Consider the following 24,120-nt stretch of genomic DNA (forward strand, 5'->3'; position numbering starts at 1 on the left):
TTCAAGCTCCCCCTTCTTCCTCTTCCGTTTGGGCGGGCAGATACAGGATCACTGCCGCTCCACCAGCATTCAGGTTTTGGAACTCCAATTTGGCTGATTCATCGTATTTCACTAGCAAACGGTGAGCAACGTTCCAGATCCCGATGTGCTGTCCACTTGGGTCTTCCGCATACTTCCCTCGCTGGAGACGCGCAAGCATGTCTTGTTCGAAGCCGACACCGTTATCCTCTACTGTAACCCTTAGTGTAGTGTTGTGCTGTATAGCTTCAACCTCAGATTGTGGACTGGATAACGTTTTCGTTAAGTTGGCTGAGATGCGTATGACAAATGGTTCCGTACGCCGCCTAAATCCATGAATAATTGCATTTTCCACAAAAGGCTGGAGGGTTAAAGGCGGCAGTACAAAATGACCAAGACCTTCATCCACGTCAAGAGAAAAATCCAATTTGTTCGGGAACCTGAGCTTTTGAATCTCCAGATAGTGACGAATGTGCTCGAGTTCTTCATCCAGCCGGATAACGCGTTTGCCTGCCCGGAGACTAAACCGGAAATAATCGGCAAGATGTCCGGCCATCTGCTGGACCAGTTCATGTTTTTGCAGTGAAGCCAGGCTATGAATAATATTCAGGGAATTCAGGTAAAAGTGAGGGTTGATCTGCATCTGAAGCTGCTTGAATTCAGCCTCCCTGGTACGCAGCTGTTCTTCATAGACGTCGATTTTCAGATGCTGAATCTGGCTGGTCATCTGATTGAAGCTGTGAGTGACGAACTCTAATTCCGATGAAGTCGGCGGATCAAGCCTCACGTCGAGTTCTCCACGACTGACTCGTCTCATCCCTTTGATTAAAGTATTCATAGGTCGAAACAGCAACTGACGCAGGAAAATCAGGGCCGTGATCAAAATGACCGCTGCACCAATAGGCAGCAGGCGAATAATCTGCTGAAAGAACGGCAGGTTGCGCAGCATATCTTCTTCCGGCAACAAGACAATATAGTTCATGTCGGACATCGCCGAAGGCAAGCCGAGCATCAGGTACTGCCGTTCATCCCCCTTGGATGTAACCTCTGATATGACCTGGTAAGGATTCTCCAAACCGGAGAGATGTGCTGCAGCCAGCTTAATCTGCGCCAAGCTGAGGGCTGAACCGGACAGCGCTCCCCCATTGCTATCCACGATAACGGCACCTCCCCGTTCACCGGATTCAGTGAATTGTTCGGGGTGGTTCAGTGCATTCATATCCACAAGCGCACCAGCGTAGAACTGCTGATTAATTCGGACCGTTTTGACCAGTGCATTCCATCCACCACCGCGAACAATGCTCCATTCTGGCCGCTGAGTCTCATCATTCAATTGCGTCATCTGTACAGGCATGCTCTCCCGGACGAGTGACATTTTGATGTCATAACTGCCCGAAGTCGCCAGCAGCAGATCATCATTTACCGCATCATACAGAAAGAAAGAATCAATCAGATTGTAAAATCCGATATCGGTCATGAATTTGTTCATGATCCGCTGTTTCGCAATGATATAGTCCCCGCTGCCGTATTTCAGAAAAAAAAGCGAAATAATATCCGGGTCCCGCTCGCCCAGACTGTATAGGTATCGATTGGTCTCCTGCAGCACTCGCTCATTCTGCTCCACACTCTTCGCCAGATGATTCATGTTGGTTAGGGATACTTTGTCCCTGACGACTCGAATTGCATAGACATTGTTGTAATACAACAGCAGAAACAGCGGCAGCATGATCAGCGTTAAGCCAACCATGAATTTGAAGCGCAGTGAACGGATAAAGTTCATGGATTCCCGCCCTCTTATTCTATGTTTTATATGACCATTCACTCTGTAAACGTTATCAAAAACAAAAAACCTACTATTCTGTTTCTATTCCGACCTGCCGTTAAATTTCCATATTTCTTCCTTAACGGCGGCATGTTCATTGTAATCATGCTTATTACGTGCTGTATATATGATGAAGTGACCTTTCTCTGTCAGCTCTGGTGACCTGATCACGTCGTTCATTCGATATGTACCGTCTAATCAATTCTCCATTTGCAAAAAAATTCCTGCTGGTTGTCATACTCACACGTTCTACACAAAAAATAAAGCCTTCCAGCCCTCCTCTTCTCCATGAACGCCCGGTCCTGACATGCATACGATATATCACGCCTTAGGACTAAGGTGGAAGGAGGTATGCGGTGTGAATATTCAATTGGTACCGTTACATTATGTATATCTGGCTTTTATCGTGCTCATTGTGGCTGTCATGATACGGCGCCGGGATACGATGATTATCTGTGTTGCCGGGATTATGACGATTGGATTACTGGCAACAGAGACGTTAAGCGGTGCGGTGTCAGGAATCTTCAATAGTTTTGTATATGCTGCCAAAGAGCTGCTCAGCACGATCTTTATCATCTCGATCATTGTCGCCATGAGCCGGGTACTGATTCGCACAGGTATTAATGAAGTAATGGTTGCTCCACTAACCCGGTTTATTCGTTCTCCGCAGGTGGCCTATTGGGGAATTGGACTTATCATGATGACAGTCTCCCTGTTTTTTTGGCCTTCGCCAGCGGTAGCACTGGTCGGGGCAGTTTTGCTTCCCGTCGCCGTTCGTGTAGGACTTCCCCCCATTGGTGCTGCTATCGCAATGAATCTGTTCGGACATGGTATCGCCCTCTCGGGAGACTATATCATTCAAGGAGCTCCCAAACTGACGGCAGATGCAGCTGGCCTTCCGGTTACTTCCGTCATGACGGCAAGCATACCGCTGGTCCTCGTGATGGGCGCGGTATCCACACTGACGGCCTTTTGGATGTTACGAAATGAGATGAAAAGTGGCGCCCGCACTCAGATGCGTTCTCCTGTCCCAGGTGAACCTCTAATTGGGGCTTCTTCTCCTTCCGAATCCTTGCCGGGGGCCGGGGACGTACCCGTACAACAACGTCAAGCGATACCGATACGATTACAAAAGGCATTCGCCATACTTATTCCATTGTTATTCGCAGTGGATGTGATTCTGATGTTTGTTCTTAAGCTTCAGGGCGGGGACGCTACAGCCTTAATCGGAGGTACCGCCGTACTTATCCTCATCACGGTCACTCTCGCAGCACATCGGCATGAAGGCCCTGAAGAGACAACGAATTATTTAATTGAAGGCTTTCAGTTCGGCTTCAAAGTATTCGGTCCCGTTATCCCTATTGCAGCTTTCTTTTATCTGGGGGACGCAGCCATCACTGAATTGTTTAGTAACCCTCTACCCGATGGATCACATGGTATAGTCAATGATCTTGGTGTTGCTCTTGCGGGGCTGGTTCCCTTGAATGATACGGTAGGTGCGATCACAATGACCTTGATTGGAGCCGTTACAGGAATGGATGGTTCGGGGTTTTCAGGGATATCCCTGGTGGGGTCCATCGCTTCGATGTTTGCCGGCACAGCAGATTCAGCCCCCGTATTAACAGCACTCGGTCAGGTTGCTGCCATCTGGGTTGGCGGTGGTACCTTAATCCCTTGGGCTTTAATTCCAGCTGCTGCCATCTGCGGAGTCAATCCATTTGAACTGGCGCGTCGCAACCTGAAGCCTGTACTGCTTGGTTTAGTGGTTACGACGATCGTCGCCATCTTCTTACTATAATTAGTGCAAGCTTTTTACGTATTTTGAAAAGAAGTTCGCTGCCTGGCCCAGAGCCATAGCTCGTGCCTGCTCCAATGGGCTAGATGCAGCAGCTCCACATAAGGGTCACCCTGTAACCCCAGCACTGAGGCAAAGGCTGGCTCTGTCTTCAATCCACCCCATTTCAGTCGGCGGATCTCGTCGTGACCTTCTGCACCCCAGAGCTGCAGCAGCTCCCATTCGACTAACATGTGAAGGTAGGCATTTTGTTTATTGACCGGCAACGATTGGGCGTAAATCTCCAATGGCCAATCCTCAATCTGAAAAGAACAAGTCATGTAGGCACTAGGGATATCCATACCTAGCCCCGTTCCGCGTTGACACGAAAAATGCTCCATTCCGCTAAAATGCTGAGTCACTACCATCTCGAACGTGTTCAGATCGCGAACTTCACACAATATATCAAGATCACTGCCAGGAATGTCTATATCAATGGGTACGGTTCCTGCCGGATAAGGGGTATATGCCTCCAAAATGGAGAACAAACCACTCTGAAGAAGCACCCGGTAAGCATCCCGCTGCCGTTCGTTCCCGGATGCCAAATGTGCCAAAACCTCAGCAGTTGTCTTCATGGATTCTGAGGCAGACGAATCATTCCGCCGCTCCTGTAATCACCTGTTTTACACGACCAACTTGCCCACTTGTCAGACGAACCTTGATGCCATGGGGATGCGTGGGTGATTTGGTCAGCAAATCCTTGACGATCCCCCTTGTCAGTTTGCCTGTAGGCTGATCTTGCTTCAGTACGATATCTACTTCCAGACCAGGTTTAATGTTTACTCGTTGTTGTCCGTTCATCATGCAATCCTCTCCTTCCTCTTGCAACGTCAATCCATTCAGCTATGTTAGAGCAAAGCTTCATCTATTGTAAATCTTTTGGATTTAAAACAAAAGCCATGCCCGCTGCGTGGAAACGTGCTGCACCCTTTATTTCGGATCTGAATCCGGAGGAGATGATTTGCTCTTCATGTCCCGCAGAGCGGACCGGTAGACCTCATCGGCACTCTTTTCAATTTCATTAGAGGTGGACTCGACTGGTTCCTCTTGGGGTTCAGGTGGTTTGCGAAAATGAAGCAGAGCTTGACGGTACTCACTATCATTTCCTTTTGTTTGAGTTTCCTGCTGCCTGGCTTGGTGGCTCACTTCAATCTTGTTTTCCCGCAATTCCGTTTCCGTCTCTCTTGGTCCAGCCGGTTCCGTATAATCCACCGGGTCTGAAGAATCCAGCAATTGCTCATCTGTCTGCTCGTCCCCCTGCAGAAGGACAGGCTCTCGTTCTGTCTCAGCCGTTTGGGCAGCCCTGGCTTCTGCAGCTCTGCGGGTCGATCTTGAGTTAAAGATCATGAGAAAAATAACCCCTAGTAAAACAATTACGGCCAATATAATCAACATCTGAGCATCCTCCTTGTCATCGCCTGTGGCAACTTATCAATATATTGGTTCCCCAATCTGCGAATTATATTTCATGTTGTTTCGTATAGAGCAGCAGAGTACCGGGAATGCTCCAAACAGGATTGTCAGCAGAAGAACATATTAGGAGGAATGATCCACATGAACTCTCGTGCCATATTGATCAATATCATTGTCATTCTGGTGATTTTGGGGGCAGGTGCCGCAGGCATATACTACTACAACCAATCCACCAGCTACGTCAAGACGGATAATGCGTTAGTCACGGGTCAGCCCATATCCATTGCTTCCACCGTTAGCGGCGAACTCCAAACGTGGAAAGGCAAAGTAGGTACCTCGTACAATCAAGGGGATACGATCGGGACCGTCTCTGCAGGCGGTAAATCAACTCCAATTACCATGCCTGTTGCCGGCACCGTTGTCCAGGCGACCGCAGTGGAGAACTCATTGGTTTCTGCCGGTAATCCACTGGCTAGAGCCTATGATTTTAATAACTTGTATGTGACAGCGAATGTGGAAGAAACCGTCATCGACAAAATCAAAAGCGGACAAATCGTTGACGTATACATCGATGCATTTCCAGATACCACACTAACAGGCAAAGTAGATCAGATTGGGCTTGCTACGGCTTCCTCTTTTTCCCTACTGCCGTCGTCCAATACCAATGCCAATTACACCAAAGTTACGCAGGTTATACCGATTACCATTACGATTGAGGGTTACAAAGGTCTGGGTGTTGTCCCTGGCATGAGCGCCACTGTGCGCGTTCATATATAAGGTCTGCCGATGGATAATCAATTGCCGCTCGGAAGAACCATTGCCGTCCTGCTGCTCGGCGCCTTTATCGCCATTCTGAATCAGACTCTGCTTAATGTGGCGATCCCCCATCTGATGAATGATTTCAACGTCTCGGCTACAACAGTGCAATGGCTATCCACTGCCTATTTGCTCGTGAATGGGGTTCTCATCCCCATAACAGCCTATCTGATTGAGTCATTCGGGACCCGTAAACTGTTCACCACAGCGATGTTGCTGTTTACCGTTGGCTCTGCCATCTGCGCAATCAGTCCGGGATTTACAGTCATGCTGATTGGGCGTATTGTACAGGCCAGTGGTGCCGGCATTATCATGCCGCTGGTTATGAACGTATTTTTAACCGTATTTCCACCCGAAAAACGGGGAACAGCGATGGGAACCATGGGGATCGCCATGATGTTTGCTCCAGCTATTGGTCCTACCCTGTCAGGCTGGATCGTGGAGCATTACACTTGGCGCATTCTGTTCTACATGGTTATCCCGCTGGCTTTGCTTGATATCCTGTTTGCTTTTCTCTGGCTGCGAAATGTGTCCAAGCTCAGTTCTCCCAAATTCGATGCGTACGGTGCGCTCTTTTCAACGATCGGATTCGGATTTCTGCTGTATGGATTCAGCTCTGCCGGCGACAAGGGATGGAGCAGTGCAATTGTACTGTTGACATTGATCATCGGTATTCTGTTCATTACGTTCTTTGTTCTCAGGGAAACGGCAATGAAGCATCCACTGCTGGAGTTTCGTGTGTTTAAATACGATATTTTTACCATCTCTACATTGGTCAGTGCTACCATCAACATGGCCCTTTTCGGGGGGATGCTTCTGTTACCCATCTATCTCCAAAATATAAGAGGATTCTCCCCTCTGCAATCGGGTCTCTTGCTGCTGCCAGGTGCACTTCTGATGGGGGTTATGTCACCCATATCAGGAGCGCTATTCGATCGGATCGGCTCCCGCCCACTAGCCATTGTAGGCTTGCTGATCACTGCATTCTCTACCTTTGAGTTCAGCAAATTGACCGGGGAAACGCCTTATGGTCACATTATGATGCTGTATACTCTTCGGAGCTTCGGCATGTCCATGCTGATGATGTCCGTGCAGACCGAGGGCCTAAACCAGTTACCCCCTCATCTGACCAGTCACGGTACTGCCATGTCCAACACGATAAGACAGGTAGCTGGCTCGATTGGAACAGCCCTGCTGATTACCGTTATGGCTACACGGTCAGGCATTCATTTGGCTGACTACAGCAATACGGTCACGACAACCAATGTGCCCCTAACTGAACAAGTCGGGCTCCTAGGTTCGCAGATGGCTGCCGTAGCAGGCGTGCCAGCTGAACAGGGTTCTTCACTGGCGTTACAGCAGCTATACGGTATCGCAGTTCAGACCTCGACGATTGAAGGCATTAACGATGCCTTTATTGTTGCCACCTGGATTTCCATTATTGGTTTGCTCCTGTCGCTGTTTCTGCGGCGGGCAAGAGCCCGCCCTCGTGCGGTGAAGACAGAACAATAATCTTATTCCGGAAACATAACAAAAGCCGCCGTCTCTCCTAAGAGAAACCGGCGGCTTTTGTTATTATATTAGGAGCGCTATTTAAAGGAAACGCCATCCTTGCCTGCTTCTTTTGCCTTCACTGCAAGCAGTTCCGATACGGTGACAAAGCGGTATCCCTCTTGCTGAAGCTTGGGAAGAATTGTTTTGAGCGCAGCAACGGTCTGATTCCTTCCATCCACCTTGTCATGAAATAGAACAATATCCCCATTGCGTGCGTTTTTCAGCACCTTGTTCGTAATGACTGCTACCCCAGGTGAAGCCCAGTCCCGTGTGTCCTGATGCCAGGACCATAACACAATGGTATACCCTTTTTGTTTTGCAACATCAATGACCATGTCATTGTAAAATCCTCCGGGTGGTCGGAACAGCAGCGGACGTGGGACACCAGCATCCATAATGGATTGCTCGGCAGCCACCATATCCTGCGTAAACTTGTCCTTAGTGGTGGATTTAACCGCATAAGTGTGTGCATAAGTATGATTGGCCACTTCATGTCCTTCATGCTGCTCCTGCATGACCAGCTCAGGATACTTTTCCGCCCATTTACCCAGTACGAAAAAAGTGCCCTTAGCTTGGTACTGCTTAAGCAAAGCCAGAATCTGCGGGGTCTGTACCGGGTCAGGACCATCATCGAAGGTCAACGCAATGAGCTTGTCATGGGTAGGGACCTCCCAGACAATCTCTCCTCGTTCCTCGTAATATTGACGATTCTTCTGTACCGGCTTCGCATAGGCAGAGCTGGTGCCTAGCATGAGAATCAGGGTGAACAATCCGATCGTTCGGGCTGCCTTCAGGTTCATGTTTAAGTCCTCTCTTTATCGTCAAACGTAAACTCCCTGTTAGCATTTCCCGAAATGCCGGAACTATTTAACGGAAAATCTGGTCAATCACTGCGATCTCCTCGGCAGACAACTTCACATCCAAGGTTTTCAGATTGTTGATGACCTGCTCCGGTTTCTTCGCCCCTGGAATGAGTGCATCAATCGAAGGCTGAGTCAGGTACCAGGCCAGCACGAGATGTGCAACCTCGGCATTTTTGGATTCGGCAATGCTGCGGAGCTGTTCCACTTTGTCCAGATTGCGGATAAAGTTTTCACCAGTGAACAGCGGATTTTTGGCCCGTCCATCCTGGAATGTCGTATCCCGATTATATTTACCACCCAGCAGTCCGGCTGCCAGCGGAAAGTATGGAACAAAAGAAATTTCATGCTCTGCTGTGTACGGAAGCAGTTCTTTCTCAGCCTCTCGTTTGAACAGATTGTATTCGGATTGCAGCACATCCACATAACCATCCCGGTTCGCTTCACGCAGCTGTTCGATGGAGAAGTTGGATACACCGATCGCGCGGATTTTGCCATCGTCTTTCAGTTGTTTTAATGCACCTACTGCTTCATCCTTCGGTGTCTGCTCGTCCGGAAAATGGATGTAAAACAAGTCGATGTAATCCGTCTGAAGACGTTTCAAGGCTTCATCCACAGAAGCTTTCAGAAAAGCAGGAGAGTTATCGATCACCACGCTGCCATCCACGAATTTGTGGGCTGCCTTAGTGGCGATAATCGTTTGTTGACGCTGCCCCGTCTCCTTAAGTACCTCTCCAATTAAACGCTCTGAATGTTCAGGTCCATAGATGAAAGCCGTATCCACAAAGTTTATCCCTTGTTTCAGCGCTGTGCGAACCACTTCCTTGCCTGTTTCATCGTTCAGCATATCCGGGTAGATATTATGTCCCCCTACTGCGTTTGCACCCAATCCAATCGGGTTAACGAGCAAATCGGTTTTCCCCAAGCGAGTCTGTTGCTGTGCCATAATTCATCCATCTCCTTTTCCTGAGCGTTGGCTAAATGTTATCGTAAGTAGTTCTTCCTGCGATGAACCCATTATATCAGAGTCATATTCACATTTAAAATATCGGATTTATCGGATTAGCTATTTTTCAGTACGGTCGCTTCAACATCATTGATAAATCGGCGGAGCCTCGCAGCCACGTCTCGATTTATCTCACCATTCTCATACAACTGTTGTACCGTGTTACGTTGCTCTTGAATGGCTATCATTTGCAGTTCAAGCTTCTCCTGATTGAACGGATCTTCGGTCTTCCCCTTATTCCAGCTTCTCAGTCTGGCGATCACCCGCTCATACTTGGCAATCACGGACAGCGCCACAGGTCGATTGCCGTCGTTCATATGAGCCCGAATGGCTTTGATAGCCGCTTCCGAAGTACGAAGCTTAACCTGTCGAAACTGATCTGCATTTTCTAACATGAACGGCTGCTCAGGCTTCTCCGAGCGATTCGTAAACAGATGACCGAGCACACGTCCGATCTCACTAATGGAGAACATCATCTGCGTATTGGTGCGGTTAGCCAGCATCATTTCCTTACGGTCCAGCCAGCTGTTACATTTAAACGCCGCTTCGGATGCAATGACGTTCTCATCCATCATACTTTCAATTTCCTTGCGCTCCGCACGCGTGCCAATCAGGTTAATGGCCGTTTCCTGCTTCATGATGTCCTTGCGTTTGCCCGCCGTCATCTGTCCTGCAGCCTGCCTGATGTATTTCGATAAATCAGAGACTACAGCAAGTGCTGCGGCTTTGTTCTCGTCGGTCATCTCGGACTTGACTGCCCGAATGGCCGCATTAAGCATGATGTCCTGTGCCTTTCGCTCTGTCGTTTGCTGAGAGCCATCAGCAGCCTTTTCATCATTCTTGGCGAGTACTGGCAGAAACACGCTTGCAGCGATTAACGTAAACAGAATAACTCCGGCAGCCAGGAATATGATCAAGTCCCGTTCCGGGAAAGGGGACCCGTCCTGAAGCACATACGGGATGGAGAATGCACCCGCAAGGGTTACCGCGCCTCTCACACCCGACAGGGAAATAATGGTCATCTCTTTTAACCTTGGTTTTCCAATCGGGGACTTCTTGCGGAACCACTCGTTCCCCCGCCAGAACAGATAGATCCAGACAAAACGAAGCAATAACAACAATACGGATATTAATCCAACATACCCCAGAACTTGAAAATTGTTAAAGGTTACATTCTTAAAGATTGTATTCAGCACATCCGGAATCTGGACACCCAGAATGACAAACACCAAGCCATTTAAAATAAATAGAATTACGGACCATGTGCTTGCAGAGACAACCTGCATCTTCAACTGAACCGATTCAGTCCGGTCACGTTCAATGGCATGGATAATACCTCCCGCTACAACGGCCAAAATACCTGAAACGCCAATTTCTTCACTCACCAGATAAATAACGAATGGCGTAAGAATCTGCAGCAGCATATGCACGGTGACGTCTTCCATACCCAAACGCCGGATCCATACACCGAGCCGAATGAGCAGAAAGGATAATAGCGCACCTACCAGCAGTCCACCAATGGCAATGATGAGAAAGCTGAATGAAGCCTCCGCCAACGAGAAAACGCCTGTAACCGTTGCTGCGATGGCAAATTTAAACGCAACCAGGCCCGATGCATCATTCATCAAAGCTTCGCCTTCGAGAAGTCTATGTATGCTTTTGGGCAGATGTACACGCCCTGCCATGGCGCCAACTGCAACCGCATCGGTCGGGGACAGGATGGCTGCAAGGGCGAAAGCGGCAGGCAGCGGAATAGTGGGAATCAGCCAGTGAATGGCATAACCAGCCACAACTACGGTAACAAAGACCAAACCGAGTGCCAGCAGCAGAATGGGAGCCCTTAAATTCCACAGTTCATGCCTTGGTGTTCGTTTGCCATCGTTGTATAACAATGGCGCGATAAAGAGCACAAAAAACAGTTCCGGATTCAGTGGCAGATGTACCCCTGCAGGAAGAAGCGCAATGGCTACGCCGAGGACAATCTGAATGAGCGGAACCGGGATGAAAGGTACAAACCGGTTCAGGATGTTCGATAAACCGATGAGTACCAGCAATACAAGTACCGCAATAAACAATTCCATGATGGTAATCCCTTTCCCTAAATGAAGTAATAAACCCAATCGGAGTAGTCTTATTTTAACATATATCCGTTTTTGTTATAAAAATGTTGTCATATCCATTACCCTGATAGCGAAGACAAGTAGCTCAGAGTAACAATTCAGTTTGGATTTGTTTATAAGATGTTACAATATGCTCAGGACAATACCCGTTTGGAAAGGAACATGGTAACTATGGCATTTGGAATTAATCGGCAGGAGTTGTCAGAATGGAAAGACCGTGTATCACGCGGCGAACTTGCTTATCTTACTCATTTTTGGATAGACCCGCGTTTCCCGGGCATTACAAGCGTAACCAAAGTAGGCTGCTCGAATCTGGAACGCCTTGAACAATGGTGTCTGGAACACGGCCTTGATCCGCGCTATATCCATCGACGTCAGCCTTTTCCCCATTTTGACCTGCTTGGACAGAAACAAAAAGAAATCCTGATGGAGATTGGCCTAATGGACCACATTCAGCGATTCCACCTGTAATAATCAGCTAACATGAAAAAACGTCAGCCTTCAACATTCGTCCCAACACGGGGGCGAACCTTGAAGACTGACGCTTCAATGCCATTTTAACGATGTGTTTGTTCCAAAACCTTCATTTTTTCGAGCAGCTTCAGTTCAATTTTCTTAAGCATGCCTATCATCTGCTGCTGTTCTTCTTCCGTAAGCGCTTGTAACAGTTCCCATGTCATACGTCCACGGTTTGCAGTCAGGGATTTGGCCAGCTGCTCTCCATCTTCCGTCAGGGATAACCACACAATTCTTCGATCCTCTTCACTGCGTACCCGCTGAATCAACCCTTCACTCTCCAGCTGATTCAAAACAATGGTGGTAGCGCCAGATGATAAGCTGAGCTGCCTCGCCACATCGACAGCCATACAGCGCTGTTCCCTTAAAAGCATGCCCAATATATGACTCTTAGTCGGATTCAGTTTGCAGTTTGTTTCTGTTTTCTGCTGCTGGTCCAATACCTTATTTTTATATCTGAAGAAGGCCTCCAACAATTGATCAATGTTTGCCAATTGAGAGTTTTGCTCCGTATCCAGGCTCATAAACGTTCCTCCTGCCTTTCATCATAACCTTCCTAACATTGTAACATATTTGTACTTTTTTGTTTGTGAAAAATACGCTTGCTCCATGGATCCATTGTTGTTTGTAAAGTTCATGCTTATTTTTGCGATACATGTGACAAGCTACCTCATAGCATGATAAATGATGCATTTTGAGGAGGTAATGGAGCTTGAATATTTATATTGTTTTCGATAGCGAGGGCGGTCATACACAAGCGCTGGCCGAGGCGATTGCAGCCGGGGCAGCCAGTGTACACGGGGCCACCGTTCATCTGCACTCCACCGAAGAAGCAGATGTATACAAACTGGTGGAGATGGACGCCATTATATGGGGATGTCCAGGTCATTTTGGTTCAATCAGCTCCGGTCTGAAAAAATGGATCGACAAGCTGGGTTACCTATGGGCTCAGGGAAAACTCGTGGATAAAGTAGGTGCTGTATTCTGTACGATTGCCACAGAACATGGAGGGCTCGAATCAGCATTACTTCATCTGCTAACCCCGATGCTGCATCAGGGAATGATTATAACCGGTCTGCCAGGAAACTTTGCTGACAACGCCTTATATGGTTCTTATTATGGCGTTGGAGTTACCTGCCCAGTGGATAGTGACGTTCTGTTAAGCGATCAAGGAATTGCTCTTGGCAAAGCACTTGGAGAACGTGTCGCCCGAATCACCAATCGTCTGATCACCTAGACCGTGTTTCATTCGGAGGATGTATCTTACCTTTTTGTTCTCAAGCCTGCCCTCCCTTCAAGAAGCGGGAAAACAGCGCAGGCTTGAGTCCACCTTCTAAGCAAAGTCACAACTGCCTATTGCAAAATTGAAGCGTGTTTGTTTATAATAACTAGTATCTTAAAGTTACTTTTAGTTACTTAATAATTTTTATAAATTTGTTATCAGAAAGTAATATAATAACATAGCAAGGGAATTTTATATATGAATGACAATAATCCGTTACAAGTAGACGTCTGTATTGTTGGAGCCGGACCAGGCGGTGCCCTCCTGTCTTACTTGTTGAACCGCCAAGGAATATCAACAGCACTAATTGAGCGTCAACCTCATCTGCACAAGTCATTTCGCGGTGAACTGCTTAACCAGGACGGTGAAGCTGTGCTTAGCAAGCATGGACTCTATTCGGGCGTAGCACAGCTTGGAGCCATGCCTTTGGAGCAGATTCAATACTGGGAGAACGGACAGATTATCCACACGGTTTACCCTGTTGAGGGAGAATCGCATGTGGGCATCCACGTACCACAGGATCACCTGCTGGATTATATTGTTTCACAATCACAGGCCCTGCCGCACAATCACGAGACGGTACTATTTAATACGGTGATGACCGGACTGCTTAGAGATAAGACAGGAAAAACAGTAGGCATCAATGTTCGGCAAAATGGTGTTCCCGCTTCTATAGAAGCAGCCATTATTGTCGGAGCGGACGGGAGATTTTCTGCTGTACGAAAATACGCTGGCCTCAACCCGGATATACGCAAGCATGGTTATGATCTGTTATGGGCCCGAATTCCCGCGCCTGTAGGCTGGGAACCAGCCGTTCGTATGGCGAGCATGAACGGTCAGCAGCTGGCGCTGTTCTCCCAATACGGCGGGTATGTACAGATTGGCTGGAATATTCCACAGGGTTCCTTCTCCAAGCTGCGTGAGCAGCCCTTTGCCCCTTTTGTGGAGAAACTCGTTGAAGCTTTCCCGTGTCTCGCGGAATCGGTTGCTGCACATATTCAGACCTGGAGCGATTTTGTACTGTTATCCGTAGAGAGCAGTTATAGCGAGTCATGGACTCAGGACAATGTGGTTCTGCTCGGTGATGCGGCACATACCATGACGCCTACAGGAGCCTTTGGGCTCAATGCAGCGCTAGAAGATGCCGATGTACTTGCCGAAATTATCATTCAGATGGCCTCTGATCAATTTCAATCGATGGACCTATTGAGGCAGCTTCAGGTGATTCGCAGCAGCAAAGTGAAACAACAGCTTGCTCGTCAGGTGGAGATGGAATCCTCTTTTCAACAGCGTTACGAATCCATGCGCTACCAACCGCTCGAAATCGATAACATTTAATTCATATCAAACATGCCGATGGCTTCTGTTCAGAGGCCATCGGCATGTTTTGCTTCATTTTGCAATTATATTTCGCGACCGTTCATTGCACTTACCCGAAGCTCATTCAGGGGCAGCGACCTCATCTCTGGATGGCGCAAATACACAGTTCGGCTCTCCCCTGGAAGCAAGTCGAAATAGTTGTCACTGAATCGCACACGTCCCAGCGGAAGCTCCAGTTTAACCAATCTTGCGATGGCACCGCTGGCTGTAACGGTAACAGACTGCTCCTCCTCATTGACATGTACACTCAGCTGGGACAACGGCAGCGCGATATCCTTCGGATCACGCAGGAAATATCGGTTAAGCGGGGCAGCAAATCCTTCCGATACGAGTTCAATCATGACTTCTTCGGCACGTCTGCCCTGCAGCACTGCTGCTTCACTTAATACTCCAACCTTTGAAGAAGATTGGGGTTCAACCTCCACCTGCAGTGTATCCGAATATACTTTCTCACCATTCAGCTGATATACATTAATCCGGAGATGTCCATGTAACCCCTCAAGTTTATCGTTCACGACCCACAATGCAAGCGGATCGCCTGGCTCATGCTCCAGTGACAGTAGGATCGGATGGAAGAAGGTCTTCCCATAATAAAAGGATGCCTTGGGCAGCAGCTCATAATCAATCATGGACCAGCTCGTTCCCGGCCAGCTATCGTTCAGCTGCCACACAAGCGCGCCACTATTCCGGTGATTGATCCTCCGGAAATGTTCGATTCCGTACCGTAAGCCTTCTGCTTGAGTCAGCATCGAATAATTCATGTATTCTTCAATCGTTTGTGGAATGCCCGTGTAGCCTTCCATCAGAAGAATGCCCTTTTGGTGATTGGTATCCTTGTTGCGATAGGCCATCTCCGGACTTCCCCAGTAGAACTGCCCTTCAGGCATATTTTTCTCCAGCGTATAACGGTTGGCCGAAGCATGCATGCCGAATTCACTGCTGAACAAGGCATAATCCTTTTTAAAATTTTTAAATGTTACGCCCTCAATGCTGTAGTCGAGCAGCGGCAGTTCACCGTGTTTTCTTGGATAAACGGAACCATGCCAAACCTGCCAGTTGTGACGGTCGCCAACATCCGGATCATTGGCATCATTGCCATCCTTGTCTCCAAACGGTGAAGAGGGCCAATACGGACGGGAAGGATCCAGACGTTCCAGAGCCTCAGGAATCAGCTCATGATAGATCAGCTCCCCATAGAACGGACTGGTGATGTCTCCGCTGGCAGACTTCATATCGTAAAGCCAGTCAATCTCGTTATTGCCGCACCAGAGGGCAAGGGATGCCCGGTTCCGCAGCCTGATCACATTATTTTCAACTTCACATCTGACATTCTCCATAAAATCTTGATTGAAGTCAGGAAATAATGCATTGGCAAAGGCAAAATCCTGCCACACCAGCACCCCTAGCCGATCGCACTCATCATAAAAGACATCCTTCTCATAGATGCCGCCTGCCCACACCCGCAGCATATTCATGTTTCCTTCGACAGCCAGCTCAATGAGCTCCCGATATCTCGAGTCGGGAATAGCACCAATTAGATGATCAGCGGGTATCCAGTTTGCCCCCTTGGCATACATTTTGATTCCGTTCAGTATAAAAGCAAATGCGTCTTCTCCCTGTTCATTGTGGAGGGCAAGTTCAATGGTTCGTATCCCATAGGGCTCGCGATAACAGTCTACTTCAATTCCATCGGCGTATAGGACTACCTCCAGTGTATACAAATACGGTTCACCCAGATCATGCGTCCACCACAATCGCGGTGAAGGCACAGCCAGTGTTGTATCCGCCTGTCCGCCTTGGACAGTCAGCGCAGCAGCTTGAATCACTTCCTCACCGCCCGCATCCAACAAGCGGACATCACATGTCGTGACCACAGCTTGCTTCAGCTGCTGTCTGCTTCGGAAGGACATCACCGATTTCACTTTTGCCGTAACGTCGATAACCGCCTGTTCTTGGCTGACGGACTTGGTCTGGGCAAACACACTATCCAGCTTCGCTATCTTGTGTCTCTCCAACCGGACTGCACCCCAGATGCCGACAGTAACCATGCGCGGTCCCCAGTCCCAGCCGAAATTCATCGCTGCCTTGCGTAGCCAAGGCCGTTCCTTCGTATAGGATGACCAATCGAATGTCTCTTTGTCCCGGTTGTGCAGAGACAGCGGATCGAATCGAACTGCAATGGCGTTCCACCCATGGCGGACCAGTGACGTTACATTGAAGGTATGGGACATGAGCATATTGGCTGTTTTCCCCACCTCATGTCCGTTCACATAGACCGTTGCGAACGTATCCAAACCTTCGAAGACAAGCTCGAAATGTTCCTGACCCTCTTCCGCCTTCACCAGGTTAAAGTTGGTACGATACCACCATTCCTTTTGCTCGATCCAACGGCTCTTGGCATCGTTATGCCCGTAGTATGGCGGATCAATTATGCTCCGCGCCACCAAGGCCGAATGAACATCCCCTGGCACTTCCGCCCCGATCCAGAAACGGTCATCCAGTGCAGCAGCTGCAATGTCCATCGTCCGTTTTTCCAAGGCTTCAAAATGCTGGATCTTCCATTGACCTGACAAATCCTGACTTGAATCACTCTTCCTCATCATCATATGCCTCGCTCCCCAGATCCCTGAATCATTCCACATTATCGAAAACGTTTGCAGAAACAACTACAACCATTCGTGTCTGCTAACTTCCTGAAGGCTTGAATGCATATGCCTCTTCGCGAAATTCACTCGGGGTCTTGCCTGTATGTTTTTTGAACAGCCTGCTAAAGTATTTTACGTCTTCATACCCACTCATGGCAGCCACTTCACTGACTTTTGCAGGAGAGACTGCCAGCATCTCCATGGCCCGCCGAATACGCATATTCGTTACAAAATCCCCAAACGTTGTACCTGTCTCTTTCTTGAACAGTTCGCTGAGATGTCCCGGGTGCAAATGGATTTGACCAGCCACCTGCTGTAGACTGATTTCTTGAGCCAACCCGGATTCCATGTAGGCAATGGCCTTTTGCACATGCGAAGCCTGCCCCTGACCCATTTGGCTGTAATATGTATGCATCAGACCATATAAATGGTGAAACAGCATATCCTGAAGGTCCGCAGCATCTGCATCAGGATTCGGCAACCATGGATCATATCGTGCAGGCTCTTCTCTTCCTATTGCACGCATCGTGCGAACCAGCCAGCGTTGTCCTGCAATGACCGCGGAATGCAAACAGGCATTGAACGATTCCGGTGTTACCTCCGGATCCAACACGAGTTCTTTCACAAGCTCCCGCGTCCATGTGGTGAGCATGACAGGGTCATTATCGAGCAAAAGGGTCCCCAGCACGGTTTCCTCTTCATGCGTAAGTAATGTTTTACCACCCTTGCGGTTTTTTACATGCTCGATGCTCCAAATTTTATCGTCAAGCAGACTCATATATTGATACGCTGCGGATGCTGTTAAATAGCTTTCGTGAAGATGTATCTCGCCACTAACCGGATGCCCTACAGCTGCACGGAGCGTACATTTCAGGAGCTGCTCCATATGATTAACTACCGTTCCCAGCGTGTTCAGCAATTCCTGCTGCCTGCTCGTTATCTGCATTACACCAATAATCTGTTCCTTATGAATATGTGTCGCTGCACCAGGCAGCATATCCTCCAGCATATTTTGCACGGCAAATCTCAGAAGTGCAGCAGAAGAGCGACTCCATCCTTGCGCACGAATAACGAATACAACCTGCTGATAGACCTGATTGCCGTCCAATGACACACCAGCAGACTCCGCCGCGCCTGGCTTCAAAAATGCTGGACACGAACCTGTAATCACATCACCTTCAATAACCCACCGTTCAAACAACCGCTGTTTATTCTCCTGTAAAAGTCGCCCTTCCTTGGACTTTTCTGTCCAGCGGTCCATAACTCTTTGCTTGGCCTGAAGAACCGTTTTGATGATCTCTTCCGGTTTGCTCGTTTTTAACAGATAATCCGTCACACCCTGCCGAATCGCCTGCTGTGCATAAGAGAAGTCATCGTAGCCTGACAAAATAATGACCTCCATCTCAGGCAGCAATTGCAGTCCTTCATTTGCAAGTTCAAGCCCTGTCTTGCCAGTCATGCGGATGTCAGTCATCAGAATGTGCGGCCGCTCCTCAGCCAACCGGGACAACGCTTCTTCTGCCGAGGCTGCTGGTGTAAGGAGATCAATCCCCAGCTCGCCCCAGGCAATAACGCTGGCAAGTCCGGTGCGAATGATCACTTCATCATCGACAATCAGTAGTCTCATGGCGATTCCTCCAGAAAGGGTATGGAAAATGAAATACGGGTCCCTCCACCGACACGGCTGTCCATTTCAAGTTGAGAAGCCGCACCATAATGGAGCAGCAATCTCTCATTAACGTTGTGGATCCCGTAGCCACCAGCAGTGGGATTCACTTCCGGCAGTCTTTCCTTCAGCTGTTCCAGCCTCTCCTGGTCCATGCCGACACCATCATCCAGCACCAATACGTTCATTCGTGCTTCGTCCTGATCTTGACGAATCATGATGGTGATCGTTCCCGGACCATTCTTGGGCTGAATACCATGTATCATGGCATTCTCAACGAGCGGCTGCAGCAGAAGCTTCAGCATCATCCGCTGCTCCAGTGCAGGATCCACAATATAGTGCACCGAAAATTTATCAGGGAAGCGGATGGACTGCACCCGTACATAATGCTGGATATGGGCAACCTCCTGTCCAACAGGACAGAAATCCTTGCCGTTATTCAGGCTGATGCGCAGGAAATCACTTAAACCTTCGACCATATCCGCAATCCGGCTCTCTTTTGACATCAGGGCAATCCAGTGAATGGACGATAGGGTATTATACAGAAAGTGCGGATTGATCTGTGCCTGAAGTGCCCTGAGATCAGCTTCTTTCTTGCGGGCTTCACCTTGTATAACCTCTTCCTTCAGGCTCTCGATATGTGCACCGAGCAGATTGTAGCTCTCTCCCAGTCTGCCGATCTCATCATCACTCTCAGATCGAAACAAGGGCAGCGGCCGATCCGGGTCAATACGGGACAGGTGCCTGGTGAGCACACGGAGCGGCCTTGTCACGCGGCGGACGGTAAACCAGACCAGCCCTGCACAGATTACAGCAGAAGCCACCACGGCTACAGCCGTGAGAATCAGTATATAACCGTTCTCCGACTTGTATTGGTCGTAAGGAACTGTTCCAGTCAACGTCCATCCAGTCAGCTGTTCCGGGTAATAGAGCAGCGTCCGTTTGTTTTCTCCGCTGCCATACGTAGTCGTCCCGCTCTCACTATGCCGAATCAGCGTCTGCAATTCTGGTTCGACCTGCTCCAGAGTCTGCCCAAGCCGGGATTTATCCATAGAGGACAGGATCTCTCCGGATTGTCCGACCAGCTCCAGACGCCCTTCACCTCTGCCTAGTCCGAGCGCAGCCCAGTCTTTGGAAATGGCCTTTTCATCCAGGCTGATCGCGAGCCATCCGATGGGTCGATAATCATGAATGCTGCGGATGGGACGCACCAACGTGATCACATTTTGTATGCCTGCATAGTTGCGAACCGGATAGACGCCGGTCCACATTTTTACCGCATCGCCAGCAGGAGCTGGCGGATCGGAAGTACCCGGTTCATACCAGGTAGCCGTTGTCAGAACAGCATCAAACCGATCCGGATATATCGCTATATTCGCAATATATTTTTTAGACGCCGCCAGATTGGTCATCCTGCCGACAATATCCACGCGGTCCAGTTCATGATCTTCATTTCGGCTCAGATACTGCTGAATATCGCGCTCTCCAATCAGGAAAATCGAAATATTCTCGGCGTCCTGCAGCATGTAACGAAGATTGGCTTCCACCTGTTTCAGCGTGTCCATACCGGACAGCTTCGTTTTCTGCTCGGTAATGCGGGAAGAGATCAGAAATGCGAACAGACCCAGCGCCAGCAGCGGCACGATCATGGAGGCAGTTACGACAACCGAGAGCTTCCTCTGCAGCGATGATGTGAGCCAGCTTCCCAATTCTTTTCCTCCTCTGGATGCACCTTCGTTTAACCCTTAACCGCTCCAGCCGTCATGCCTTTCATCACCTGTTCCTGAAAAACAAGATATAGAATTATGGTCGGAATAACCGACAATGTCATGGCGGCCAGCGTTAATCCATAATCCGTCTGGTATCCGTCCGCGAAATTCGCAATCGCCAGCGGTAACGTTTTCAATCCTGTCTTGTTAATGAATACAAGTGCGAACGAAAAGTCGTTCCAAGCATGCAAAAAACTCAGAATCGTAACGGTAGACAAGGCAGGCACTGACATCGGCAGCATGATCCGGGTAAACAGTCCCCACAGACCTGTTCCATCGATAAACGCCGCCTCTTCAATATCACGTGGTACACTCGTCAGATATGCCGTCAGTACAAAGATGGCCGTTGGCAATGCAAAGGCCGTATACGGCAGGATTAATGCCCAATACGTATTCAATAGGGACATCTGCTTCATCAGAATGAACAAAGGAACCAGTGTGCTATGAATGGGAATCAGCATACCTACAACGAAAAAGGTCATGACCAGCCCTTTCCAGCGGAACTGGAATCGTGCAAGTATGAATGAGGCTAGAGCTGCAATAAACAAAGTCAAAATCAATGATCCCAATGATACCACCAGTGAGTTGCCAAATGCCGTACCCAATCTGGAGCTTTCCCATGCATTGGTGAAATTGGCTACATTCCATTGGGCCGGCAAACCAAATGGCCTGCTGTAGAAATCTTCATTCGTTTTGAACGCACTGATCACAAGCCAGTAAAACGGATACAATGTTAAAATACCATACACCGTCAGCAGCGTCCAAACAATTCCGCTGCGCAGCCGGCGAACCGGATGGCCTGAAGCTCTTCCTGGTGATGGCATCGTTACAGGTGTCGTACTCATTACAGTTCCCCCTCTCTTCTAATTCTCTTTTCTTTTGCGACTGGTCACCCACTGGCTTGTTCCGATAAGCAGCAAGGAGATCAATACAATGGTTGTCGAGATTGCACTACCGAAACCGTAACGGTAGGTTGTAAAGGTTGAATTATACATATACGTAGCGAGCAGCTCGGTTGCATGAGCCGGACCACCTTTGGTCATGATGTACACCAGATCAAACGATTTCAGACTGCCCGAAATACACAGAATGATCGCAACCTGCACGGTACCCCAGATCATGGGCAGTGAGATCGATACCAGCTTACGGATGCCCGAAGCGCCGTCAATTTTGGCAGCATCATGTATTTCACCAGGAATGTTTTGCAGTGCAGAGATGAAAATAATAAGGTACAAACCAACGAAGCTCCACAGCAGTGGCGGTACGAGAGAGAAGATGGCAATTTTATCGTCAGAAAGCCATTGCAGCTTCCAGCTCTCCAGGCCGAGCGCATCCAGCAGGAAGTTCAGGATCCCGATCTGCGGATGATAGATATACTGCCAGATCATGCCGATAACGACGGTAGACAAGACCATGGGCAGGAAGACAGCAGAGCGCAGGAAGCGCTGCAGCGGATTGCTTTTGTGTAAAATGACCGCGAGCATCAGCGCTAACGGAATCTGACCGAACACGGAGGCCAGTACAAAAATGACGTTATTTTTCAGTGCCCGCCAGAATACCGGGTCATGCCAGATCTCCACATAGTTATTCAGACCGATATATTTGGACTCCCCGATGCCGGACCAGTTGAAGAAGCCGTAATAGGCTGACCATACAACCGGAACAAATACAAACAATGCATATATGATGACTGCCGGAGCAAGCCCCAGCATAATAAAGCGACGACTGCGCAGTGCATTCATTCCTTCACTTCCCTTCATTAATGCCTTACATATCTCCTTCACACATTGAAAGCCTGCAAATGAAACGGAAAACCCCTCCCCTGCCGGGAAGGGGCTATACTGCTCAGTTAATCCCATGAAGTACGAATCACCGAGCGTTTTCAATCTACAACCTATTCCTCATCGATTCTGTTAATTGCCAGCGGCATTAGCCTGTGCAGCCTGAATTTTGGCAGCGATATCTTCCGCTTTGCCGCCCATCAGCAGTTCCTGCAATCCATTATTAATAACTTCAACCGTTGCAGACCCCAGCTTGGAATCGTAAACCGGATTAATCTTCACTTCCTGCATCAAGTCGTACAATTCGATGAACAATGGATGTGCCTTGGATTTATCCAGCTCAATGTTGTAGCTAACGAGTGTACTGCTGTCCAGCGTAGCCTTTTGGCCGTCAGGCCCTGCCAGGGCATAGAACAGCTCCATGGCTGCCTCTTTTTGGGCACCGCTCAGCTTTTTGCTTACACCCAGACCGGTACCTACCACACCTGATGTCGTTCTTGGCTCTCCTTCACCACCATCTACCGGGGGAAGAATAGTAATATGAGTGTTGTCCAATACCTCCGCAGGTGCGTTGTTCACCAGGTTCGCCAGGGCCCATCCACCATTCATGACCATGGCTGCTTTCCCCTGAAAATACAGCTGCATCATCTGGGTTTCGTCAATGCTGTTGAACCCATCCTGAAATGCTTTGCTGTTACCAAGCTCCTGCATTTTGTTTAACGCCTCAATAAACTGCGGATCCGTAAAACTGGCACCATCCTGGGCTGCTGCTTTCAGAAACCAATCTGTACCCGTAATCCGGTCTGCCAATGTACTGAAGATCGTCGATTGTGCAACCCAGTTGGCCTTGTTCCCCAGCGCCATTGGAATAACCTTGTTCTCATTAAACGTTGCAATGGCCTGTTCCAATTCGGCCCACGTTTCAGGAACTTTGACGTTATACTGTTTAAACAGTGCTTCGTTGTAATAAATGAAGGAACTTGGCGCCAGATTCATCGGCACGGAGTAGATGTTTCCGTCAACCGTATATCCATCCAGTGCATTCGGGATAAAGTTGTCCTTCCACTCCGGCTTCGCATCCAGCTCTGAGTTAATGGGCTGAAGCAGATCGCCTTTTACAAACTCTTTCGTCATGGCATCCGGCCACATAACAAACAAATCCGGCATTTCGTTTGCAGCTGCTACAGTACGGAGCCTTGTTTTAAGGCCGTCTGTCGGCAATCCCTCATCCACCACTTCAATATCCGGATGTGCTGCCCGGAAATCTTCAATAATTTTTCGCATGGCTACTGCCTTTGCATCCTGTCCGGTCCAGTTATGCCACAGCGTAACCGTGACTTTATCGCTGTTGCCCGTTCCCTCCGAACCATCACCGCCACTGCAGGCAGCGAGTACCATCGAAAACAAGGCAATTGCCACAAAACCCGAAAGCCATCTTTTTAACATCTCTATACTCCCCCTTGGCTGTTTGAATACCCTCATTGTAAATGGTAACGCTATCATAACGTAAGGTGACGATCCACGGATGGTGGGGTGAAAAATATCGGATGCCCTACCCAATAGCGTGTTACTTGTAATTAGAACAAAAAGAGCTCTCGATGGAGAGCTCTTTAAGCAAACAAACTATTTCGTATGAAA

20 protein-coding genes are annotated in these 24,120 nt (G+C 48.7%); 6 read left to right on the plus strand and 14 right to left on the minus strand.

Annotated elements, in window-relative coordinates; all coding sequences use genetic code 11:
* Window position 1: 1 nt before the first annotated feature.
* Complete coding sequence (locus tag PIL01S_RS04170; protein WP_127536377.1) at window positions 2-1,798, minus strand: sensor histidine kinase; 1,797 nt, start codon at window positions 1,796-1,798, stop codon at window positions 2-4.
* A 466-nt stretch (window positions 1,799-2,264) separates the two neighbouring features.
* On the opposite strand from PIL01S_RS04170, the gene PIL01S_RS04175 reads away from it, so the two are divergent.
* Window positions 2,265-3,638, plus strand: coding sequence for a hypothetical protein (locus PIL01S_RS04175; RefSeq protein ID WP_371859917.1), 1,374 nt, complete (start codon window positions 2,265-2,267; stop codon window positions 3,636-3,638).
* Between the two features lie 14 nt (window positions 3,639-3,652).
* On the opposite strand, the gene PIL01S_RS04180 is transcribed toward PIL01S_RS04175, so the two are convergent.
* The 3 genes from PIL01S_RS04180 to PIL01S_RS04190 all read right to left on the minus strand — a co-directional run bounded on the left by PIL01S_RS04180 (window position 3,653) and on the right by PIL01S_RS04190 (window position 5,069).
* Complete coding sequence (locus tag PIL01S_RS04180) at window positions 3,653-4,219, minus strand: DUF4269 domain-containing protein (protein WP_164764161.1); 567 nt, start codon at window positions 4,217-4,219, stop codon at window positions 3,653-3,655.
* 49 nt (window positions 4,220-4,268) lie between these two features.
* The gene (locus PIL01S_RS04185; RefSeq protein WP_095287993.1) at window positions 4,269-4,475 is read right to left on the minus strand and encodes a YwbE family protein; all 207 of its coding nucleotides are present in this window, start codon (window positions 4,473-4,475) and stop codon (window positions 4,269-4,271) included.
* A gap of 129 nt (window positions 4,476-4,604) precedes the next feature.
* A complete protein-coding gene (locus tag PIL01S_RS04190) occupies window positions 4,605-5,069 on the minus strand; it encodes a hypothetical protein (protein WP_127536383.1) in 465 nt (154 codons plus the stop codon).
* Window positions 5,070-5,228: 159 nt separating this feature from the next.
* Between PIL01S_RS04190 and PIL01S_RS04195 the strand changes: the two genes are divergently transcribed.
* Both PIL01S_RS04195 and PIL01S_RS04200 read left to right on the plus strand, forming a co-directional pair.
* Window positions 5,229-5,864: an efflux RND transporter periplasmic adaptor subunit gene (locus tag PIL01S_RS04195; protein ID WP_095287931.1), complete on the plus strand. Its 636-nt coding sequence runs from the start codon at window positions 5,229-5,231 to the stop codon at window positions 5,862-5,864.
* A gap of 9 nt (window positions 5,865-5,873) precedes the next feature.
* Entirely contained in the window at window positions 5,874-7,415 is a 1,542-nt protein-coding gene (locus PIL01S_RS04200) for a DHA2 family efflux MFS transporter permease subunit (protein ID WP_127536384.1), read from the plus strand.
* A 77-nt stretch (window positions 7,416-7,492) separates the two neighbouring features.
* Here PIL01S_RS04200 and PIL01S_RS04205 read toward each other — a convergent pair whose 3' ends face one another.
* The 3 genes from PIL01S_RS04205 to PIL01S_RS04215 all read right to left on the minus strand — a co-directional run bounded on the left by PIL01S_RS04205 (window position 7,493) and on the right by PIL01S_RS04215 (window position 11,404).
* A complete protein-coding gene (locus PIL01S_RS04205) occupies window positions 7,493-8,257 on the minus strand; it encodes a polysaccharide deacetylase family protein (RefSeq protein WP_127536386.1) in 765 nt (254 codons plus the stop codon).
* Window positions 8,258-8,324: 67 nt separating this feature from the next.
* Window positions 8,325-9,263, minus strand: coding sequence for an aldo/keto reductase (locus PIL01S_RS04210; RefSeq protein WP_127536387.1), 939 nt, complete (start codon window positions 9,261-9,263; stop codon window positions 8,325-8,327).
* 116 nt (window positions 9,264-9,379) lie between these two features.
* Window positions 9,380-11,404 (minus strand): Na+/H+ antiporter, encoded by a 2,025-nt coding sequence (locus tag PIL01S_RS04215; RefSeq protein ID WP_127536389.1) that lies wholly within the window; start codon window positions 11,402-11,404, stop codon window positions 9,380-9,382.
* 210 nt (window positions 11,405-11,614) lie between these two features.
* On the opposite strand from PIL01S_RS04215, the gene PIL01S_RS04220 reads away from it, so the two are divergent.
* Window positions 11,615-11,914, plus strand: a complete 300-nt coding sequence (locus PIL01S_RS04220) for a hypothetical protein (RefSeq protein WP_095287936.1) — start codon at window positions 11,615-11,617, stop codon at window positions 11,912-11,914.
* A gap of 86 nt (window positions 11,915-12,000) precedes the next feature.
* Here PIL01S_RS04220 and PIL01S_RS04225 read toward each other — a convergent pair whose 3' ends face one another.
* Window positions 12,001-12,483, minus strand: a complete 483-nt coding sequence (locus PIL01S_RS04225) for a MarR family winged helix-turn-helix transcriptional regulator (protein ID WP_095358788.1) — start codon at window positions 12,481-12,483, stop codon at window positions 12,001-12,003.
* A 188-nt stretch (window positions 12,484-12,671) separates the two neighbouring features.
* Between PIL01S_RS04225 and PIL01S_RS04230 the strand changes: the two genes are divergently transcribed.
* Both PIL01S_RS04230 and PIL01S_RS04235 read left to right on the plus strand, forming a co-directional pair.
* The gene (locus PIL01S_RS04230; protein WP_127536391.1) at window positions 12,672-13,196 is read left to right on the plus strand and encodes an NAD(P)H-dependent oxidoreductase; all 525 of its coding nucleotides are present in this window, start codon (window positions 12,672-12,674) and stop codon (window positions 13,194-13,196) included.
* Window positions 13,197-13,439: 243 nt separating this feature from the next.
* A complete protein-coding gene (locus PIL01S_RS04235; protein WP_127536393.1) occupies window positions 13,440-14,579 on the plus strand; it encodes an FAD-dependent monooxygenase in 1,140 nt (379 codons plus the stop codon).
* A 65-nt stretch (window positions 14,580-14,644) separates the two neighbouring features.
* Here PIL01S_RS04235 and PIL01S_RS04240 read toward each other — a convergent pair whose 3' ends face one another.
* The 6 genes from PIL01S_RS04240 to PIL01S_RS04265 all read right to left on the minus strand — a co-directional run bounded on the left by PIL01S_RS04240 (window position 14,645) and on the right by PIL01S_RS04265 (window position 23,928).
* The gene (locus tag PIL01S_RS04240; RefSeq protein ID WP_127536623.1) at window positions 14,645-17,221 is read right to left on the minus strand and encodes a beta-mannosidase; all 2,577 of its coding nucleotides are present in this window, start codon (window positions 17,219-17,221) and stop codon (window positions 14,645-14,647) included.
* Between the two features lie 85 nt (window positions 17,222-17,306).
* Window positions 17,307-18,893, minus strand: coding sequence for a helix-turn-helix domain-containing protein (locus tag PIL01S_RS04245; RefSeq protein ID WP_127536395.1), 1,587 nt, complete (start codon window positions 18,891-18,893; stop codon window positions 17,307-17,309).
* Window positions 18,890-20,641 (minus strand): sensor histidine kinase, encoded by a 1,752-nt coding sequence (locus PIL01S_RS04250; protein ID WP_127536397.1) that lies wholly within the window; start codon window positions 20,639-20,641, stop codon window positions 18,890-18,892. Before PIL01S_RS04250 ends, PIL01S_RS04245 begins: the two co-directional genes overlap by 4 nt.
* 29 nt (window positions 20,642-20,670) lie before the next feature.
* Window positions 20,671-21,525, minus strand: a complete 855-nt coding sequence (locus PIL01S_RS04255; RefSeq protein WP_227779400.1) for a carbohydrate ABC transporter permease — start codon at window positions 21,523-21,525, stop codon at window positions 20,671-20,673.
* A gap of 39 nt (window positions 21,526-21,564) precedes the next feature.
* Window positions 21,565-22,443 (minus strand): carbohydrate ABC transporter permease, encoded by an 879-nt coding sequence (locus tag PIL01S_RS04260; RefSeq protein WP_095287994.1) that lies wholly within the window; start codon window positions 22,441-22,443, stop codon window positions 21,565-21,567.
* A gap of 171 nt (window positions 22,444-22,614) precedes the next feature.
* On the minus strand, window positions 22,615-23,928 hold the full coding sequence (locus PIL01S_RS04265) for an extracellular solute-binding protein (RefSeq protein WP_127536401.1): 1,314 nt from the start codon (window positions 23,926-23,928) through the stop codon (window positions 22,615-22,617).
* Window positions 23,929-24,120: the final 192 nt, after the last annotated feature.

The sequence above is a fragment of the Paenibacillus illinoisensis NBRC 15959 genome, from assembly GCF_004000925.1.
Lineage (GTDB): Bacteria > Bacillota > Bacilli > Paenibacillales > Paenibacillaceae > Paenibacillus > Paenibacillus illinoisensis.

Excerpts from the sequence above, each read along its gene's own strand:
- PIL01S_RS04175 (WP_371859917.1), top strand. The coding sequence starts at position 2,265 with ATGATACGGCGCCGGGATACGATGATTATCTGTGTTGCCGGGATTATG.
- PIL01S_RS04170 (WP_127536377.1), bottom strand. The coding sequence starts at position 1,798 with ATGAACTTTATCCGTTCACTGCGCTTCAAATTCATGGTTGGCTTAACG.
- PIL01S_RS04235 (WP_127536393.1), top strand. The coding sequence starts at position 13,440 with ATGAATGACAATAATCCGTTACAAGTAGACGTCTGTATTGTTGGAGCC.
- PIL01S_RS04205 (WP_127536386.1), bottom strand. The coding sequence starts at position 8,257 with ATGAACCTGAAGGCAGCCCGAACGATCGGATTGTTCACCCTGATTCTC.
- PIL01S_RS04225 (WP_095358788.1), bottom strand. The coding sequence starts at position 12,483 with ATGAGCCTGGATACGGAGCAAAACTCTCAATTGGCAAACATTGATCAA.
- PIL01S_RS04245 (WP_127536395.1), bottom strand. The coding sequence starts at position 18,893 with ATGAGACTACTGATTGTCGATGATGAAGTGATCATTCGCACCGGACTT.
- PIL01S_RS04195 (WP_095287931.1), top strand. The coding sequence starts at position 5,229 with ATGAACTCTCGTGCCATATTGATCAATATCATTGTCATTCTGGTGATT.
- PIL01S_RS04215 (WP_127536389.1), bottom strand. The coding sequence starts at position 11,404 with ATGGAATTGTTTATTGCGGTACTTGTATTGCTGGTACTCATCGGTTTA.
- PIL01S_RS04220 (WP_095287936.1), top strand. The coding sequence starts at position 11,615 with ATGGCATTTGGAATTAATCGGCAGGAGTTGTCAGAATGGAAAGACCGT.
- PIL01S_RS04210 (WP_127536387.1), bottom strand. The coding sequence starts at position 9,263 with ATGGCACAGCAACAGACTCGCTTGGGGAAAACCGATTTGCTCGTTAAC.
- PIL01S_RS04190 (WP_127536383.1), bottom strand. The coding sequence starts at position 5,069 with ATGTTGATTATATTGGCCGTAATTGTTTTACTAGGGGTTATTTTTCTC.
- PIL01S_RS04265 (WP_127536401.1), bottom strand. The coding sequence starts at position 23,928 with ATGTTAAAAAGATGGCTTTCGGGTTTTGTGGCAATTGCCTTGTTTTCG.
- PIL01S_RS04260 (WP_095287994.1), bottom strand. The coding sequence starts at position 22,443 with ATGAATGCACTGCGCAGTCGTCGCTTTATTATGCTGGGGCTTGCTCCG.
- PIL01S_RS04240 (WP_127536623.1), bottom strand. The coding sequence starts at position 17,221 with ATGAGGAAGAGTGATTCAAGTCAGGATTTGTCAGGTCAATGGAAGATC.
- PIL01S_RS04255 (WP_227779400.1), bottom strand. The coding sequence starts at position 21,525 with ATGCCATCACCAGGAAGAGCTTCAGGCCATCCGGTTCGCCGGCTGCGC.
- PIL01S_RS04185 (WP_095287993.1), bottom strand. The coding sequence starts at position 4,475 with ATGAACGGACAACAACGAGTAAACATTAAACCTGGTCTGGAAGTAGAT.
- PIL01S_RS04200 (WP_127536384.1), top strand. The coding sequence starts at position 5,874 with ATGGATAATCAATTGCCGCTCGGAAGAACCATTGCCGTCCTGCTGCTC.